Annotated in this window: 18 protein-coding genes; 12 read left to right on the top strand and 6 right to left on the bottom strand. The window is 73.6% G+C overall.

What is annotated here, in order from left to right; genetic code table 11:
- The first annotated feature begins 140 nt into the window (after positions 1 to 140).
- From OG392_RS35330 to OG392_RS35320, 3 genes are all read left to right on the top strand, one after another.
- Positions 141 to 1,529, top strand: a complete 1,389-nt coding sequence (locus OG392_RS35330; protein WP_329286371.1) for a hypothetical protein — start codon at positions 141 to 143, stop codon at positions 1,527 to 1,529.
- A gap of 110 nt (positions 1,530 to 1,639) precedes the next feature.
- On the top strand, positions 1,640 to 2,878 hold the full coding sequence (locus OG392_RS35325; RefSeq protein WP_329286369.1) for an AAA family ATPase: 1,239 nt from the start codon (positions 1,640 to 1,642) through the stop codon (positions 2,876 to 2,878).
- Positions 2,875 to 4,236, top strand: a complete 1,362-nt coding sequence (locus OG392_RS35320; RefSeq protein ID WP_329286368.1) for a vWA domain-containing protein — start codon at positions 2,875 to 2,877, stop codon at positions 4,234 to 4,236. The genes OG392_RS35325 and OG392_RS35320 overlap by 4 nt, the downstream gene beginning before the upstream one ends.
- Before the next feature lie 69 nt (positions 4,237 to 4,305).
- Here the strand turns inward: OG392_RS35320 and OG392_RS35315 are convergent, their stop codons facing one another.
- Positions 4,306 to 5,196, bottom strand: coding sequence for a LysR family transcriptional regulator (locus OG392_RS35315; protein ID WP_329286366.1), 891 nt, complete (start codon positions 5,194 to 5,196; stop codon positions 4,306 to 4,308).
- A 128-nt stretch (positions 5,197 to 5,324) separates the two neighbouring features.
- Here OG392_RS35315 and OG392_RS35310 point away from each other — a divergent pair, with 128 nt between their 5' ends.
- Together OG392_RS35310 and OG392_RS35305 are read left to right on the top strand one after the other, a co-directional pair.
- A complete protein-coding gene (locus tag OG392_RS35310; protein ID WP_329286364.1) occupies positions 5,325 to 6,599 on the top strand; it encodes an MFS transporter in 1,275 nt (424 codons plus the stop codon).
- The gene (locus OG392_RS35305) at positions 6,596 to 6,913 is read left to right on the top strand and encodes a cupin (RefSeq protein WP_187624761.1); all 318 of its coding nucleotides are present in this window, start codon (positions 6,596 to 6,598) and stop codon (positions 6,911 to 6,913) included. The genes OG392_RS35310 and OG392_RS35305 overlap by 4 nt, the downstream gene beginning before the upstream one ends.
- A gap of 93 nt (positions 6,914 to 7,006) precedes the next feature.
- On the opposite strand, the gene OG392_RS35300 is transcribed toward OG392_RS35305, so the two are convergent.
- The gene (locus OG392_RS35300; protein WP_329286362.1) at positions 7,007 to 7,525 is read right to left on the bottom strand and encodes a tetratricopeptide repeat protein; all 519 of its coding nucleotides are present in this window, start codon (positions 7,523 to 7,525) and stop codon (positions 7,007 to 7,009) included.
- A 169-nt stretch (positions 7,526 to 7,694) separates the two neighbouring features.
- On the opposite strand from OG392_RS35300, the gene OG392_RS35295 reads away from it, so the two are divergent.
- Positions 7,695 to 9,305 carry an extracellular catalytic domain type 2 short-chain-length polyhydroxyalkanoate depolymerase gene (locus OG392_RS35295; RefSeq protein ID WP_329286361.1) on the top strand — a complete coding sequence of 537 codons (1,611 nt, stop codon included), beginning with the start codon at positions 7,695 to 7,697 and terminating at the stop codon, positions 9,303 to 9,305.
- 112 nt (positions 9,306 to 9,417) lie between these two features.
- On the opposite strand, the gene OG392_RS35290 is transcribed toward OG392_RS35295, so the two are convergent.
- The gene (locus OG392_RS35290; RefSeq protein ID WP_443055117.1) at positions 9,418 to 10,656 is read right to left on the bottom strand and encodes an Ig-like domain-containing protein; all 1,239 of its coding nucleotides are present in this window, start codon (positions 10,654 to 10,656) and stop codon (positions 9,418 to 9,420) included.
- A gap of 255 nt (positions 10,657 to 10,911) precedes the next feature.
- Positions 10,912 to 11,397: an SRPBCC family protein gene (locus OG392_RS35285; protein ID WP_329286356.1), complete on the bottom strand. Its 486-nt coding sequence runs from the start codon at positions 11,395 to 11,397 to the stop codon at positions 10,912 to 10,914.
- A gap of 147 nt (positions 11,398 to 11,544) precedes the next feature.
- Here OG392_RS35285 and OG392_RS35280 point away from each other — a divergent pair, with 147 nt between their 5' ends.
- From OG392_RS35280 to OG392_RS35255, 6 genes are all read left to right on the top strand, one after another.
- On the top strand, positions 11,545 to 12,150 hold the full coding sequence (locus OG392_RS35280) for a PadR family transcriptional regulator (RefSeq protein ID WP_329286355.1): 606 nt from the start codon (positions 11,545 to 11,547) through the stop codon (positions 12,148 to 12,150).
- A gap of 124 nt (positions 12,151 to 12,274) precedes the next feature.
- On the top strand, positions 12,275 to 12,724 hold the full coding sequence (locus OG392_RS35275; RefSeq protein ID WP_329286353.1) for a peroxiredoxin: 450 nt from the start codon (positions 12,275 to 12,277) through the stop codon (positions 12,722 to 12,724).
- Between the two features lie 105 nt (positions 12,725 to 12,829).
- Complete coding sequence (locus tag OG392_RS35270; RefSeq protein ID WP_329286351.1) at positions 12,830 to 13,234, top strand: SHOCT domain-containing protein; 405 nt, start codon at positions 12,830 to 12,832, stop codon at positions 13,232 to 13,234.
- Positions 13,235 to 13,272: 38 nt separating this feature from the next.
- On the top strand, positions 13,273 to 14,220 hold the full coding sequence (locus tag OG392_RS35265; RefSeq protein ID WP_329286349.1) for a hypothetical protein: 948 nt from the start codon (positions 13,273 to 13,275) through the stop codon (positions 14,218 to 14,220).
- 36 nt (positions 14,221 to 14,256) lie between these two features.
- On the top strand, positions 14,257 to 14,700 hold the full coding sequence (locus OG392_RS35260) for an RrF2 family transcriptional regulator (protein WP_329286347.1): 444 nt from the start codon (positions 14,257 to 14,259) through the stop codon (positions 14,698 to 14,700).
- A 71-nt stretch (positions 14,701 to 14,771) separates the two neighbouring features.
- Positions 14,772 to 15,959, top strand: coding sequence for a globin domain-containing protein (locus OG392_RS35255; protein WP_329286344.1), 1,188 nt, complete (start codon positions 14,772 to 14,774; stop codon positions 15,957 to 15,959).
- Between the two features lie 89 nt (positions 15,960 to 16,048).
- Here the strand turns inward: OG392_RS35255 and OG392_RS35250 are convergent, their stop codons facing one another.
- Both OG392_RS35250 and OG392_RS35245 read right to left on the bottom strand, forming a co-directional pair.
- Entirely contained in the window at positions 16,049 to 16,420 is a 372-nt protein-coding gene (locus OG392_RS35250; protein WP_329286342.1) for a peptidase inhibitor family I36 protein, read from the bottom strand.
- Complete coding sequence (locus tag OG392_RS35245; RefSeq protein WP_329286341.1) at positions 16,417 to 17,130, bottom strand: hypothetical protein; 714 nt, start codon at positions 17,128 to 17,130, stop codon at positions 16,417 to 16,419. Before OG392_RS35245 ends, OG392_RS35250 begins: the two co-directional genes overlap by 4 nt.
- Positions 17,131 to 17,494 lie beyond the last annotated feature (364 nt).

Genomic DNA, 17,494 nt, shown 5'->3' with positions numbered 1-17,494 from the left:
TCCACGCGGTGGGCGGCCGCGAGGCCTGAGCCCTCCGGAGAAAACCACTGGTCCCGCCGCGCACCCCTGGATACGATCATCGAGATGACGACCTACGCTGCTATCAGATCGGGGGTCCCGTCCGCGCAAGGTGAGTGCTGATGCTCACTCATGCCGCGAACGGCGATTCCCGCCTTTCCCTCTGGCTGCGCGTGCGCGAGTTCGCCGTGCCGCCCTCCATGATCGAGACCGCCGGCCTCCGGCGCACAGCCGGTGACTGGGCGGGCGCCTGTGCCGCCGCAGGCGTCGACGTCGATCTCGACCTGCGCTCCGCAGCCCATACGTACGGGCGGGAACTCGCCGCCCTGATCAAAGCCGACCTCCGGCGACTCGCTCCCGACCTGCTGCGCTGGCACATGCCGCGGATCGCTCCCGACGGAGTGCTGCGCCCGGGGCTCACCGTTCCGCTGGCGCGCTACGCCGTCTCGGGGGCGATCTCGGGGGACGACGGGGGAGGCGACCCCTCTTCCGTGTCCCTTGTGGTGCGGACCGCGCCGGCCTGGGCGGACGCCGGGCAGCGGTTGAGCCTCGCACTGTGGGACGGATCCGCTTCCCCGGACGGTCGACACCGGCATCCACATCCACGCCCGAGCCGGCGGTACCGCCTGGATCTCCACCGCCATCTCTGGGACGCGCGGCGCAGCGACGAGCTGCGGATCCGTTCCGGGGCCGACGCGGTGCCGTCGTCCGATCCCCCCTGGCCGGACGAGGCCGCACCCGGCCGCGCCGTCGACCGCTGGGCGGCGGAGGCCAGGATCCTGCTGCGGGCCGAAGGACGGGACTCCGGACACGTCCGTGTCCGGATCGGGGCCCGCCACCAGCTGGTTCTCGACGTGCCGACGGCCGGCGGACCGGCATCGGCAGCCCCTTCGATGCCCGCGGCGGGCGTACGGGCGCTGCCCACGCTGCCCGACGCCGCGACCTGGGTGCCGCCCGATCTGGAACTGCTGCGCGCCGGTCTGATCGACGCCGGGCGGCTGCACCCACTGGTCGCCTCGGCGCTCGTGCCCGACCACCGGCCCGCGAGGCCGGCCACGGTCGCGGACCCGCCCGGCCGGTCGCGCCTGGTGGACTGCCGGGGAGCCCGGCACCGGATCGGCCTCTCCGACGGCGTCCTCGCTCCGCTCGACCACGACCCCGCCGAGATCCGGCGGGAAGAGCTCCTGGTCGCGCTGGGCGGGCCGCCCCTCCCCTGCCTGCAGGCCATCGACGACGCCCACCGCCGACCGGACTGCCTGACCGGTGTCCGCGAACGCCTGGACCACGGCGACACCGCCGGCGCGCTGGCCGTCGTCGAAGCCCTGCTCGGCCCCGGCGCCGCGCTCCGCAACGGCGCGCTGCGGGACGCACTGGAATCGGCCGCCCGGCGCCGGATCGTGTACGGGCTCTACCGGGCGGACCTCTACGGCCCGGGGCCGGGCCGCGTGCTGCCCGGGCAGGGCCGCCCCCGGCGCCACCGCGCCCGGCCTCGCCACAGCCGCGCCCTCTGATCGAAGCGACACCGGGCACGCACCGGTACCGCGGGTATCCCCCACCCTCGCCGGTACCGGCTGTCCCGCCGGTACCGGCCCACTGACGACGAACCCACAGGTGATCACCCATGGCTCTGCACACCCCTTCCCCCGACCAGCTCGCCGTCGCCGACGAACTGCTCGCCCTGCTGCGCGACTCCACGACCGAGCCGCGCCCCGACGACCAGCTGGAGGCACTGACCCTCGCCGTCGCCGCCGACCTGCCCGTACTCCTCTGGGGCGAGCCCGGCATCGGCAAGACGGCCGCGCTGACCCAGCTCGCCGAGTCCCTGGACCTCCCGCTGACGACGGTGATCGCCAGCGTGCACGAGCCGTCCGACTTCTCGGGACTTCCCGTGATCGGCGACGACCCCGCCGAGCAGGGCGTTCCGATGGCCCCGCCGGACTGGGCCGTACGACTCGTGAAGGCCGGCCGCGGTCTGCTCTTCCTCGACGAACTGTCCACCGCCCCGCCGGCGGTACAGGCGGCGCTGCTGCGTCTCGTCCTGGAGCGACGGATCGGCGCCCTGCGCCTGCCGTCGGGGGTGCGGATCGTGGCCGCCGCCAACCCGCGGGCCTCGGCCGCCGACGGCTGGGAGCTGAGTCCGCCGCTGGCCAACCGTTTCGTGCACCTCCAGTGGACCCACGATCACGACGTGGTCGTCCGCGGCCTCGGCGGCACCTGGCCGCGGGCGACACTGCCCCGGCTCGACCCGGAGCGCCTGCCGAACGCCGTGGACCACGCGCGGCGGGCGGTGTGCGGACTCCTCGCCACCCGCCCCACCCTCGTCCACCGGTTGCCCGGCGGGGAGACCCGGCGGGGCGGCGCCTGGCCTTCGCCCCGCAGCTGGGAGATGAGCCTGCGCCTCCTCGCCTTCGCCTCCGCCGCCGGGTCCTCCCGCGAGGTGATCTCGCTCCTGGTGCGGGGCACCGTGGGGGACGGTCCGGGGCTCGAACTCCTCGCGAGTCTGGACCGGATGGACCTCCCGGACCCCGAGACGCTGCTCGCCGACCCGGCAGGCGCCGAGCTGCCGGAGCGCGGTGATCTGCGCCAGGCCGCGCTCGACGGTGTCGTGGCCGCGATCGGGGCGCGCCCCGAGAAGGCCCGCTGGGACGCCGCCTGGGCCGTGCTCGCCAGGGCGGCGGAGACCGGCGCGCCGGATCTCGTCGTCGTCCCGGCGACCACGCTCGCCGCGCTCCGCCGTACGGAGTGGGACGTGCCGCCCACCATCGAGCGGCTCGCGGGAGCGGTCTCCATGTCCCGGCGCGCGGACGAGGCGGCGGCCCTGGTCGCGCGCGGCGCGCGGTCCGTCGCGGGCGCGCGATGAGGACGATCACGGGCGCGCGTACGGACACGCGCGAGGGCGGGGGCACGGGGGTGGTGGGCGCGGGTGCGGGCCCGGACGCGAGCGCCGCTGCCGGCGCGGAAGCCGGTCCCGGTGCGGGCTCCCGTACGGGGAGCGTGCTCGACCGCGACAAGCTCTTCGCCGCCCGGCTGTTCGCCGTCCGGGCACGGCCCTATCTGGCGACCGCCCTGTTCGCCCTGCACGTCGTCGAGTCCCGACGGGTGCCGACGATGGCGGTCGACCGGCACTGGCGCTGCTACGTCTCGCCGGTCTTCGTGAACCGGACACCGGTCGAGGAGTTGGCCGGGGTGTGGGTCCACGAGGTGTCGCACCTTCTGCGCGACCACCACGGGCGCGGCGACCGGGTGGCACGGGAGCGTGGTCTGACCGGCCCGGGCGCCCGGCTCTTGATGAACATCGCGGCGGACTGCGAGATCAACGACGACGTGTTCGGTGACGGACTGGTGATGCCCGAGGACGCCGTCACTCCGGGCTCCCTCGGGCTCGCCTCCGGCGAGTTGATGGAGGACTACCTGAGCCGGATCGGTCTCGGCGCCGGCATGCAGCACCTCGCCTGGCTGGACTGCGGCAGCGGTGCCGACGGTCTGGAACGGGAGTGGGATCTGGGCACCGACGGTGCGGACGGCCTCAGCAAGCAGCAGCAGGACGCCGTCCGCTTCCGGGTGGCACAGGCCGTCAAGAGCCGCCCGGGGAACGCGCCGAGGGCATGGAAGCGGTGGGCGGAGGAGGTCTTCCACTCGCCGCAGCCGTGGCGGGACCTGCTGGGGGCGGCGGTCCGTTCGGCGGCCTCGGCTTCCGGCGCCGGTGAGGACTACTCGTACGGCCGGCCGTCCCGGCGCTCGGCGGGAGTGCCGGGTGCCGTGCTGCCGAGCCTCCGGCGGAGACCGCCCCGGGTCATGGTGATCGTGGACACGTCCGGATCGGTGAGCGACGCGGAGCTGGGCGGCGCGCTCCTGGAGGTGGCCGCGATCTCCCGGGCCGTGGGCGGGCGTCGTGACCTGGTGACGGTGATGTCCTGCGACGCGGCGGCCCGCACCGTCCATCCGCTGTGCAGCGCCGAGGGCATCCCGTTGGTCGGCGGCGGCGGTACGGATCTCCGTGCGGGCTTCGCCCGGGCGCTGCGGACGGCGCCCCGGCCCGACGTCATCGTGGTCCTGACGGACGGCCAGACGCCGTGGCCGGAGGACCGGCCGTCGTGCCGGACGGTGGTGGGTCTCTTCCCCCGTGACGCGTCGCGCGGCGGTTCGTGGATCGAGAACGATCCCGACTACGAGCCGGACACCCCGCCCGACTGGGCCCGTGTGGTCACGATCGGCTAGCTCATGGCGCGGGTCCAGGAGCGCCTGACGACGCTCGCGGAGCACTCGGCGGCGGCTGAAGGTCCGGGGTCAGGGCTCCCGTACGCTGCCGACCGCCGCCACGAACTCCCTGGTCAGGGCGGAGTCGGCGGCGGTGGGCCAGACCAGGCCGTATGCGAGGGGCGGGGCGTCCCGCAGGGGGACGTAGGCGATGCCGGGCCGGGGGTGGTAGCGGGCGCCCCGGGCCGCGCCCGGGGTGACGCCCCGGCCGGCCGTGACATGGGAGAGGACCTCCTGCCAGGTGGCCGCGACGGGGCCGCGTGGGATGACGGCCCCGGACGGGGTGTGCCGGGGGTAGTGGTGGTCGAGCCAGTGGCGAGGGTGGGCTCCCCCGGTGGTGATCAGGGGCAGTTCGGCGAGGTCCTCCAGGCCGAGGGACGGCCGTCCGGCCAGCGGGTGTGCCGCGGGCAGGAGCAGGACCCGCTCGTCACGGACGACGACGGGGCCGGTGGTCAGTCCCGGTTCGCGCACGGGGAGGGCCGCGAGCTGGATGTCGAGTGCGCCGTCCTGGAGGGGCCGGACGCCGCCGTCGAGGGGGACCTCGCGGACGGTGATCTCGCAGCCGGGACGGCGGCCGAGGAGGGCGTCCGCGGCGGCGGTGAGCAGTTCGGCGTCCCAGGGGGTGCCGAAGCCGACCCGCAGTCTCCCGTGGACGCCGCGTCCGGTCTCGGTGGCGCGTTCCAGGGCCGTCCGGAGCTGCTCGTAGGCGGGCAGGAGGTCCTCGTACAGACGCAGTCCGACCGGGGTGAGGACGACGCTGCGGCTGGTGCGGGCGAAGAGCGGGGTGCCGACGCGGCGCTCCAGCTTCTTCACGGTCTGGCTGACGCGGCCGGTGGAGACGCCGAGACGCTCGCCGGTGCGTCCGAAGTGGAGCTCCTCGGCGAGCGTGAGGAACGTCTCCAGTTCGTACCGTTCGAGCACCGGACCTCCTGGACGACCGCCCTGATCGTTGAGTGTGGCTCAACGCCGGTTTCATGATGACAGCTTGTTCCAGCGGGGCGGAGGCGGGGAGCCTGGAGGCCTCCGCTCCCCCGTACGGAAGAGACTTCGTGCCCCCTCGCGCCACCGCCCCGGCCCCCTCCACCGCGCCCGAGCGGCCCATGAAGGTGAACGTCCCGCTCTTCGCCGTCGCCGGCGCCGTCACCGTCGCCAACATCTACTTCCCGCAGCCGCTCCTCGCCGCCGTCGCCCGGAGCCTCGACGTGACGGAGCGGACGGCGGGCCTGGTCGCCTCGGCCGCGCAGATCGGGTACGCGTTCGGCATCCTGCTGCTGGTTCCGCTGGCCGACACCGCGCGGCTCCGGCGCCTGACCTCGGTGCTGCTCGCCCTCACCACCGCCGCGCTGCTCGTCGCGGCGGCGGCACCCGGGGTGGTCACGCTGACGCTCGCGACGCTCGCGCTGTCCACGACCACGGTGCTGCCGCAGATCCTCACCCCGGTGGCGGCCGTGCTCGCGGGCCCCGGGCGGCAGGGCAGGACGGTGGGGCTCGTCGGGCTCGGGCTCACGCTGGGCTCGACCCTCTCGCGTACGGTCTCGGGCGCCGTCACGGACGCGAGCGGCAGCTGGCGGGCGGCCTACCTCGTGGCCGCCGCGGCGACGGCGGCCCTGCTGTGCGTCCTGCCGCGACGGCTGCCCGAGCGGCTGGGGACCCGCGGTCGTGCCTCGTACGCCGGGCTCCTCGCCGGACTGCCCGGGCTCCTGGCGGCTCATCGCGCCCTGCGGGCGTCGGCGCTGCTCGGTGCCTGTGTCTTCGCCGCGTTCAGCGTCTTCTGGGCGGTGCTCGCCTTTCACCTGGCGGCGCCGCCGCTGGGGTACGGACCGGGTGCGGCCGGACTCTTCGGGGTGCTGACCCTGCCCGCCGCGCTGCTCTCCGCGACGGCGGGGCCCCTCACCGACCGGTACGGGGCACCTCGCGTGAGCGCCGGAGGGCTGGGGCTCGCGGGGCTCGGGCTCGGGGTGGCGGGCCTGGTGCCGCACTCCCCCGTGGGCCTGGTCGTCGCGGCGAACCTGCTGGTGGTGGGGGTCAGCACCTGCCAGGTGGCCAACCAGGCGAGGATCTTCGGGATCGGCCGGGAGGTGGCCGCGCGGGTCAACACGGTCTTCATGCTGGCCACCTTCGGCGGCGGGGCGCTCGGCTCCCTCACGGGGTCCTGGCTGTACGCGGAGCACGGCTGGTCAGCGGCGCTGCTCGCCGCCGGGGCCTTCGTCGCCGCCGGCGGGATCGTGGCGGTGCGTTTCGGACAGGCGGTCCCGAGTTGCGTCCCGGTCGGCACACGCGAGGCTGGGTGTATCCGCCCGCGCATCCCGCAGGGAGAGTCATGAAGCTGGACCTCACCGCCCTCGCCGACGAGCACATGGCCGCGGCCCGCACCGCGCCGCACGGGCGCAGCGCCCATCTGATCATGCACGACGGGGTGCTCCGGCAGTCCGTCATCGCCCTGACGGCGGGCACGTCCCTGGACGAGCACAACGCGCCCCCGGCGGCGAGCCTCCAGGTGCTGCGGGGGCGGGTGAACCTGACGATGGCGGGCCGGGCGGAGGAACTGTCGACGGGCACGCTGCGGATGCTCAGGGAGCGGCACGGGATCACCGCCCTGGACGACGCGGTGGTGCTCCTGACGGCGGTGAACGACTGAGGGCCCGGGCAGTGTGACCGGCTGAGGGCCCGGGCCGTGCGCGACCGAGGGCTTCGGACCCTACGAGGCCGACGTACGGGGACCGTCCCCGTCTCACCCGATCGCGTCGAGGTCCTCCGCGTAGTGATCGATGGCCCGTCGGTACGCGCGTACGGTCGGGTCCTCGCTGGTGGCGGCGAGGAGCCGGAGCAGCAGCCGGGCGGACTCGTGGTGCCGGCCGGTGTTGTACAGGGCCATGGCGAGGAAGGTCCGCAGGGAGCCGTCCTCCGGGAACTCATCGACGGCGCCGGTCAGGAGGGCGACGGACTCCTCGTAGCGGCCGAGGACGCGGTAGGTGCTGCCGAGTCCGAGGAGCGCCCCGCGCCGGTCCTCGGGGGTGAGCCCGCTGCCCGTGGCCCCATCGCCCGCGAGGGCGTGTTCGTAGTACGGCACGGCCTCCGTCTCCAGGCCGAGCACGTCGTGCGCCCAGGCCGTCTGATACGCGATCTCCGCGTCCTCCGGGTGCCGGGCGGCGAGGGCGACGAGCCGCTCGCGGGCCTCTTCCCGGTGACCCTGTCCTCGCAGTGCGACCGCCTCCGCCAGGCGGGCGTCCCGGTCCTCGTGGTGTTCCATGACCGCATCCTCGCAGCTCGCGTCGGGCGGCCCCACGGCGGCTGCCAGGTGACGGGCCGCCATACCGGAGTGCCCGCATTGTGGCGTCCTCGCCCATGGAAGGGGGCTCCCGACCGGCCATAGCCTCCCGGCCAACCCTCCGTCAGGAACGAGCCGCCCGGGAGATCACATGCGTTCACCCCGTCCCACCCGTCGCCGCGGGCCACGCCGCTTCGCGGCACTGCTGCTGTGCGTCGCCGCGACCCTGCCTCCCACCGCGTCCCCCGCCGGGGCCGCCGCTCCCCCGCCCGTGCCCGGCACGCTCCAGGGCTACGACATCGGCTCCGTGTTCACTGCCGGGGTGTCGTCCGGCGGGTACATGGCCACCCAGCTGCACGTCGCGTACTCGGGTACGTTCGAGGGCTCGGCCGCGTTCGCGTCGGGGCCGTACGACTGTGCACGCGGCCAGCTCGCGACGGCGCTCAACGCCTGTATGGACACCACGCAGAGCCTTCAGCTCGCCGCGCTGGAACAGGCCACGCGCGACCGGTCGGCGCAGGGCCAGGTCGACCCGGTGGCGAATCTGGCCGGTGACCCGGTGTACGTGTTCAGCGGCTCGGGCGACACCACGGTGAAGCGGCCGGTGGCGGACGCGCTCGCCGACTACTACGGCCGTTTCGGCGCCCGGGTCCAGTACGACCGGTCGACGGCGGCGGGGCACGCCTGGATCACTCCGCTCGGCCCCAACTCCTGCACGGTGACGCAGACCCCGTTCCTCAACAACTGCGGGATCGACGCGGAGGCGGCGCTGCTCGGGCATCTCCTCGGCTCGGTCACGGCGCCCGGTTCGGGCACCGGCGGCTCGCTGATCCGCTTCGACCAGAACGCGTACGCTCCGGGCGGCTCGGCGTCCGCCCTGTCGATGGGCGCGGAGGGTTTCGCGTACGTGCCGGCCTCGTGTGCCCAGGGAGCGCGCTGCAAGCTGCTCGTGGCGCTGCACGGCTGCAAGCAGGGATACACGTACCAGGGGTTCGGAACCCGGTTCGTCGAGAACGCGTACCTGAACGAGTACGCCGACACCAACGACATGATCGTCCTGTATCCGCAGGCGGCGGCGACCGCGACCCTGGAGAACCCGAACGGCTGCTGGAACTGGTGGGGCTACCTCGGTGACACCGCCTACGCCCGGCACGGCGGGAAGCAGATCGAGGCGATCATGGGCATGGTGCGGGCGCTGCGCGGCACCGGCACGCCTCCGCCCACCGGCGACCGGACGGTCCTGTCGAGCACGGACACCGAGGACGGGTACGTGAAGGCGGCGGCGGACGGTTCCGGCGCGGCGGTCGGCACCCTGGAGGACGTGTACGGGCTCGCGCTGGGGCGGGGTACGGACGGCAAGGTGAACCGGTCGGTGGTCTCCTTCGACACCTCCCGGATTCCGGCGGGCAAGGAGGTCGCCCGGGCCTGGCTGACCGTCACCAGGTCGAGCGGCTCCGGTGATCCGTGGGCGTCGCCCTCGGGCAACCGGCTGCAGGTGGACCTGCGCACGGGTTGCTTCGGCGGCTGCGCGGTCGAGCCCGCGGACTGGTCGGCGGCGGCCACGGTGGCGGGTGCGGCGCGCGTCGACGCGTTCACCTCGGGGAGCGCGGTGTCGACGGACCTGTCGGCGGAGGCGCTCGCGGCGCTGAACCGGGGCGGGGTCACCCAGTTCCGGCTGGGCTTCACGTCGGCGCCGGCCGGGACCGCGTACCTCTTCGTGAACCAGGCGACGCCGGTGACTCTGACGGTCGAGTACCGGTAGGAGGACGGGTCGTGGACCCTACTGCTCCGGCCGGGGCGGCGAGCTCCACGGGCAGGTCGTCCCCGGCCGGGGTCAGGTCAGGTCAGGTCAGGTCAGGTCAGGTCAGGTCAGGTCACAGTGCCGGACGGAGGGCGGTCGCGGCGGTTCCGGATCGAGGCGCCGCGGTGCCCGAGGCGAAAGCGCTGCCCCGGCGCCACTCGGGCCAGCTGAGGTTCCAGTCGCCGAAGCCGTTGCCGAAGGGGGTCATGAGCTCGCCGTACCCGTTGACCACGCGGACGAGGTCGCCCTCGCGCACCGTGGAGAACAGCCAGGCCGCGTCCTCGGTGCTCATGCCCGTGCAGCCGTGGCTGACGTTCTCGCTGCCCTGCGCGTCGAGCGACCACGGGGCGGCGTGCAGGTACTCTCCGCTCCAGGTCACCCGGGTGGCCCAGCGGACCTTCAGGTCGAAGTAGTCGCTGTTGCCACGGGCGATGCCGATGGAGTCGCCGCGCATCCGGACGAGCGGCTCCTTGCCGAGGACGACCTTGGTGCCGCCCCGGGTGCGGTAGCCGGCCTTGCCGGTGGTGACCGGGATGGTGCGGACCGGCTCTCCGTCGCGGAACACGGTGGTCCGGAGGGCGGCGATGTCGGTGACGGCCTCGATCCGGTCCCCGGTGGTGAAGGTGAGGGGCCGTGAGCGGCCGCCGTACAGGCCGCCGATGACCCTGGTCCCGTCGAGGCCGCTGCGCACCCGGACCGTGGTGCGGGCGGGCCAGTACGCACGGGGCCGGTAGTGGAGGGTGGTGGAGTCGACCCAGTACCAGGCGCCCTCGACGCGGGGTGCGGTCCGCACGACGAGGGCGCGTTCGACGGCCCGGCGGGCCTCGGGTTCGTCCGCCGGTACGGGGTGGCTGAGTTCGGCGGTGACCGGCTGGCCCACGCCGTACGTACCGCCGTCGTCGGGGCCGAAGGCGACGGTGAGCCGTTCGCCGACGGGGGCGGCCACCGTACGGAAGTCCAGGCGGGCGAGACGGCGGTCGGGACCGGGGGCGCCGGCCCGCTCGACGACGAGCCGGGCCGCGTACCGGGCGCCGGCGGGGAGCGGCGCGGCGCTGGTCCAGCGCGTGCCGTCGGCGCTCGGCGTTCCCGCGACGCGGCGGCCGCGCTGGTCGGTGACGGTGACGTCGGCGAGTACGCCGGGGGTGCGCAGCGCCAGTTCGACGGGGCCGGAGACCTGTGGTCCGAGGGTGAACGCCTCCCCCGTGAGAACGCTTCCGCCGCGGAGCGCGACGGCGTGGCGGGGTGCGGAGCAGAGACCTTGCACGGCGGAGCAGCCGTCCACCGTGACGAGGGCGGTGGGTTCCGGGACCACGAAGGAACCCGCGTCGGGGTCGACGGGCGACTGGGCCGCCGTGCTGACGAGGACCGCTCCGACGGCCAGGGAGAGCGCTCCCCACCCCCGTACGTATCTGCGTGACGACGCGTCCGACACACCCTCCCCTTTCCGTCGGCCACCAGGACGTCGGCAGGGGGTGCCGACCTCAGCATCACATCGGATGAGATGAGGATCGGATGATCAAGGGGCTGGGTGTGGCGGCGGATTGGCGGCCGAGACGACTCGAATGGGTCAGCGGGGCGGTTCCGGGAGTTCCTCGCCCGTCTCCAGAAGCGACTTGAGGCTGGAGATCAGCGCGGGCCAGCCCTCGGCGATCATCCCCTTCATCAGCCCGTCGGGGTCCAGATCGCCGTGGACGACCGTGAGCTTGACGGTGTCGCCCGAGGGCTCGATCCGAAAGGTCACCGTGGACCGGGGTTCCCGGGCGAGCCGCTCGTACACGTCCCGGCCGAGACGCACGGCTTCCGCCCAGGCCGGCGTGAAGGTGTGCCAGGTGTACGAGAGGAGGCGGCCGGGCTCGGCCTCCAGGACGACCTGCTCGGGGTCGGCGGTCCTGCGGCCGACCTCGTCCCAGACCATGGGGGCGCCGGGGGTCCACTCGCTCTCGAAGGCCACACCCCAGTAGCGGCGGGTGAACACCGGGTCCGTGAGCGCCTTCCAGAGCTCGTCGGGGGTGGTCCGGATATAGGTGGTATAGACAAACGTATGGCTGTCCATCGCGCTGCCCCTCGGATCTGCCGTCCCCTCCCTCCAGCCTAGGCAGGCGCCGGACGGACGTGCCAGCGTAGAACCCCCGTCCGGCCTGCGGATCGCCGGTTGAATAGGTGCGGAGGAAACTATTCAACGTGCTGCTAGCGTGACGGGATGTCGCTCAAGCACGCCGTCCTCGCAGCTCTTCTGGAGGGCGAGGCATCCGGATACGACCTTGCCAAGATCTTCGACGTGTCCGTCGCCAACTTCTGGGCCGCCACCCCGCAGCAGCTCTACCGCGAGCTGGACAAGCTCGCCGAAGCCGGCCTCATCACGGCGCGCGTGGTCGAGCAGGAACGGCGCCCCAACAAGAGGATGTTCAGCCTCACTGAGCCGGGGATGCGGGATCTGGCCGCCTACACCGCCACTCCGCCCCGCCCCAGCGCCGTACGGGACGAGCTGCTGGTCCAGGTCCAGGCCTGCGACGGGGGTGACACGACGGCCGTCCGGGGGTTCGTGGCGCAGCGGATGGAGACGTCGCGGGCCAAGCTGGCCCGCTACGACCGGCTGCGGGAATGGATGCTCGCCGGACGGGACGAGGAGACGTACCTCGTCGAGGCGGAGCGGGTCGGCCCGTACCTCACGCTGATGCGCGGCCGGTTCTTCGAGGAGGAGAACCTGCGCTGGGGCGAGCGCGCCCTCACCGTGCTGGACGGGCGCGCCGCGGCCCGGGGCGCAACGACGGCGGCGTCGAGCACCGCGACGGCACACCGGGTCTGACCGACGTGACCTCGTTTGACGGCTCACCCGAAAGGGTGACGACAGGTCTACCGTGCGGTAACGTCACCGGCCGGTCACCGGAGGCGCCGGTGGCGGATCACGTACGGATCGGGGACGGGCCTCTATGAACGTCGGTGACCTCGTCGAGGACTTCAGCCTGCCGGACGAGACGGGAGCCACGCGCTCCCTCGGCGGACTGCTGGCCGAAGGGCCGGTCGTCCTCTTCTTCTACCCGGCGGCGCTCACCCCCGGCTGCACCGCCGAGGCCTGCCACTTCCGCGATCTCGCGGGCGAGTTCCGCGCCGTCGGCGCGCTGCCCGTCGGCATCAGCACGGACCCGGTGGAGCGGCAGCAGGAGTTCGCCGAGCGGCACTCCCTCGGCTATCCCCTGCTGTCGGACCCGGACGGTGTCGTGCGCGAGCGGTTCGGCGTGAAGCGCGGATTCTCGCTCGCGCCGACGAAGCGGGTGACGTTCGTGATCGGCCAGGACCGGCGGGTGCGGGAGGTCGTCCGCAGCGAGCTGCGGATGAGCGCCCACGCCGACCGCGCGCTCGCGGCCCTGCGGGGCGTGTGAAGGAGGGCGCGTGACGCGCGCCCACGACATGCGGAGGCGGCCGGGCTGGGTGAAACTCGCTCCATGCCCGGCCTCCCGGCCGGTGCGGGAACGGAGTGCGCCGGTATGGACGACTACCCTCTCCTCAACCTCTTCTGGACCATGCTGTGGTTCTTCCTCTGGATCATGTGGCTGTTCCTGCTCTTCAAGGTGATCGGCGACATCTTCCGGGACCACTCCCTGAACGGCTGGGCCAAGGCCGGCTGGCTGGTGCTCTGCATCCTGCTCCCGTACCTCGGCGTGCTCGTCTACGTCATCGCCCGCGGCAAGAGCATGGGCGAGCGTGACGTCAAGCGGGCCAGGGAGAGCGAGGCGGCCTTCCAGGACTACATCCGCAAGACGGCCTCCACCCAGGAGGGCGGCGGCGGTGGCAGCGCCACCCAGGAACTCGCACGGCTGGCGGAGCTGAAGGACAAGGGCGCGATCACGCCCGAGGAGTTCGAGAAGGCGAAGGCCAGGGTCCTGGCCTGAGGTCCCAGGAGGGGCATGGGAAGAAGGCGCACGCGGACGTGCGGAAGAGGACGCGGGCGGCACCGGCCGCCGGGCTCGCCGGCTCCCTCCTGAAGGAGGTCCGGGCGGAGCCCGGCAGGCTTCCGGAGTCGCTCGCGTCCTTCGCTCTGCGCCACCTCGGCCCTGGCGCCGGTCCGACCGTCGCCCGGCTCCGCGAGGATCACCCCGAGGCCGACGCGGCCGCGCTGCGCGCCCTGGTCGTGACCCGTGGACGGCGCACGGTGACGGCGGAGGGCGCGTTCGTCGGCGGCCCCTTCCTGTTGCTCATCCCCTTGGCCTTCTGCGGCGCGCTTCTCACGCAGGTGCGCACCGTGCTCGAGATCGCCGCCGTCGAAGGGCGGGACTCCACGGACCCGCAACGCGCTGCCGAACTCCTCGTCCTGCAAGGGGTGTACGGGGACACCGAGACCGCGCGGGCGGCGCTCGACCCGGCCGGAACCCGGCCGGGGAGGGGAGACGGCCGGGGGCGCGTGGCGGCCTTCTGGTACCTGATCGCCCGGATGACCCGGCTCCTCGGTCTCGTCACCCCGGACGACGCGGCCGGGCGCCGGGTCCGCGTCGGCAGGTGGGCTCTGCTCGGCGGCGTGTTCCTGGTCGGCCTGGTGGCGCCGCTGGTCTGGCTCCCGTACATGGCCGTCGGGTACTACCGGGGCACCACGCGCCTGACCGACCGCGCGACCGTCTTCTACGTCGGCTCTCCCGACCCGCGTTCCTCGCGCGGCGGCCGGCTCGACCCCGTCATGGCGCGTGCGGGGCTGCGGGCCATGGGTTCCGTCCTGCTGCCGGCGGTCGCCCTCTTCCTTGTGGTGGTCACGGACATCCGTATCGCGGGCGGACGCTGGCCCGTCGCGGTCATCGTCCTCACCACCAGCTGCCTGGTCTCGGGCGGCTGGTGGCTGTGGCGTCACCACCGACGACGCCGTCGAGCCGCCCGACAGGACCCTTAATACGTATGTCGAATACTGCTTTGATACGGTCATGGCGTGAGGCTGACGAAGTTCACCGACCTGGCACTCCGCGCCGTGATGCGCCTGGCGGTCACCGCACCGGAGGAATCCGTCACCACCCGCGAGGTGGCGGAGTCGATGGACGTGCCCTACGCCCATATGGCGAAGGTGGTCACCCGGCTGCAGCACCTCGGTGCGGTCGAGGCCCGTCGCGGTCGCGGCGGCGGCCTGGCCCTCACGGAACGGGGTCGCCGCTCCTCGGTCGGCTGGCTGGCCCGCACCCTGGAGGGCGAGGAGGAGGTCGTCGCCTGCGAAGGCGATCCCCCGTGCCCGCTGCGGAGCGCCTGCCGACTGCGAGGGGCGCTGCGTGACGCGCAGGAGGCGTTCTACCGCGCACTCGACCCGCTGACCGTGGCAGAGCTCGTCGACTCCCCGACCGGCCCCCTGCTCCTCTCCCTCACCTCCCGCCCCTCCTCCTGAGCCGACCATCGCCCGTCGGCGTGTGCGCATCTTTTTAAATACGTAGATCATCTACCAGATTGTGAGTTCCCATGCTGTCCGAGCAGGCCGTCCCGGTCGTCCGCGCCACCCTGCCCGCCGTCGGCGGCGCGCTCGACCGGATCACCGAGCGGTTCTACGACCGCCTCTTCGCCGCCCATCCCGAGCTGCTGCGCGATCTGTTCAACCGGGGCAACCAGGCCAGCGGCGAGCAGCGCCAGGCGCTCGCCGGTTCCATCGCCGCCTTCGCCGTCGCCCTGCTCGAACGCCCTGACGAGCGTCCCGACGTGATGCTGTCGCGGATCGCCCACAAGCACGCCTCGCTCGGCGTGACCTCCGCGCAGTACAAGACCGTGCACGAGCACCTCTTCGCCGCGATCGTCGAGGTGCTCGGCGACGCGGTCACGCCCGAGGTCGCGCAGGCATGGGACGAGGTGTACTGGCTGATGGCCAACGCGCTGATCGCGGTGGAGGCCCGGCTCTACCGGACGGCCGGCGTCACCGAGGGCCAGGTCTGGCGGTCGATGGAGATCGCCGAGCGACAGGAGCAGACGTCCGACACCGCCTCCTTCGTCCTGCGGAACGCTGACAGCACCCCGACGGCCGCGTTCCGGCCGGGCCAGTACGTGAGCGTCCAGGTCACCCTGCCCGACGGTGCCCGGCAGATCCGCCAGTACAGCCTGTCCGCCGCGCCCGGTCACCCGCAGTGGCGGATCACCGTCAAGCGGGTCGACGGCGACCCGGCCGGCGAGGTCTCGTCCTGGCTGCACGACCACGCACGCGCCGGCGACACGGTGGAGGTCTCCGCCCCGTTCGGCGACCTGGTCCTTCCCGAGGGCGAGAGCCCGCTGCTGCTCGCCTCCGCCGGAATCGGCAGCACCCCGATGATGGCGATGCTCGATCACCTGGCGGCCACCGGTTCGACCCGGCCGGTCGTCGTCGTCCACGCCGACCGCGCTCTCGAGTCCCACGCACACGCCACCGAGCTGCGCCGCCTCGTGGACGCGCTGCCCCAGGGGACGCTGCACCTCTGGTACGAGGAGCCGGGCGACTCCGGAGCCCGGCAGGGCCGCGCGGACGTCACGACGCTCGACCTGCCGGCCGGCGTCACGGCGTACCTCTGCGGACCGCTGCCCTTCCTCCGCGCGGTCCGAGGCGACCTCGTCGGCCGGGGCGTCGCGGCGGCCGACATCCACTACGAGGTCTTCGGCCCCGACCTGTGGCTGGGCAACGAGAGCTGATGGGCCGCGCCGTCCTTCCGCCCCGCCCGGTGAACGTCGGGGCGGAAGGACGGGCGACCTCCACGACGCGGGGAGGCGCGTGGAGCGGGTCAGCAGCCCATCGACCAGGTGTGGGAGTCACCCCGGTCGTTGGCCGCTCCGTTGTAGCCGACCTCCTGGCCCGGGGCGAGACAGATCGTCATGCTGCCGCCCTGCCAGGCGCTCTCATAGACCTTGACGTGGTCCTTGATGCCGGGTCCAGAGATGCCGTGGTTGGCCCAGGAGGAGTCGGTGTCGGAGATCCAGCTCTCCCACCAGCCGTCGTCCCCGCTCCAGTTGGCGCGCTGGCCACCGAAGCCGGAGTCCTGCCAGACGCAGAACTCACCGCTGGGGCATTCGGCCGCGCCGGCGGAGGTCGCGAGGGCGAGACCGGCGGTGGCCGCGAAGAGGGCCGCGGCGGTGGTGACGAGAAGTCGCTTCACGAGAGGGTGGTGCCTTTCTGCGGGTGGGTGGGCGCGGGCAGTTCGACTGCCTGCCGCAGCGCGCGGTCGCGCAGCTGCCGGTATGTGGTGAGCTCGTCCCGGCGCAGCGCGCGCACCGCGGTCAGCTCGGCGGCCTCCAGACGCTCGCGGACCTCGTCGAGTCCGCTCTCGCGTGAGCAGCGGGCGGCGACAGCCGGATCAGGACGGCCGGGCCGCGGGCCGCCCGGTGGTGTCACGCATCCCGTCCACCGGGCGAGGGCCGCGCGGTGGGCGGGGTCGTCACGCATCCGGGCCTGGGCCTCGGCGCGGAGGTTGTCGACGACGACCTGCGCCCGGAACCAGCGGCGCTGGTCGCCGTAGAGGCGCTGCCGGGCACCGGCGACACAGCCGTCCTCGTGGGCCGTGACGGTGGCGCCCGTGGCGAGGGTGACGGAGAGCTCTCTGGGACCGTCGCCGAAAAGCGCCGTCCGGAGCTTCCGCTCCTCGTCGGGAGCGCGGGGCCTAGGCGTCAGCGAGAGCCCCCGGCCGCTCAGGCAGTCCACGACGAGCCGGTGCTCGGCGGCCTTGAGGAGCGCGTCCTGGGCGGCCTTGCCGGAGGGAACGCCGGGGGTCGTGGAAGTTCCGGGACCGACGGCCGTGCAGCCGGACAGCACGAGCGCGGCGGCCGCGGTCAGGAGCACACGGCGGGTGCGCGAGGTGGTGCGGAACATGGGTCCCCCTTCGATCGTCCCTGGTCGGAGCGGCCGGCGAGTGATCGGCTCAGCGCTCGGGATGATCAGTGCCCGAGGGCGGAGCCACCATGCAGTGGCTCACTCGAACGGGTCGAACGCGCCGGGGTGCGCGCCGCTCACGCGCCGCTGTCGTGTCCTGCGGGAGGGGGCGGGCCGGGTGGGTGCCCTGCGGGAGGTCGGCGGGCCGACGGGTGCCCTGCGGGAGGTCGTGGGGCCGGCGGCGCCGTTCCTTCGGGCGGCGTGCGCGGCGGTGTCCGGGAACGACAGAGCCCCGGTTGGACGGGGGATTCCAACCGGGGCCGATCTGCCGTGACGCGAAGAGCGGTCACCTCAATGGGGGGGA

The organism is Streptomyces sp. NBC_00691, assembly GCF_036226665.1.
GTDB lineage: Bacteria > Actinomycetota > Actinomycetes > Streptomycetales > Streptomycetaceae > Streptomyces.
This window is presented reverse-complemented; position numbering and strand designations above follow the sequence as displayed.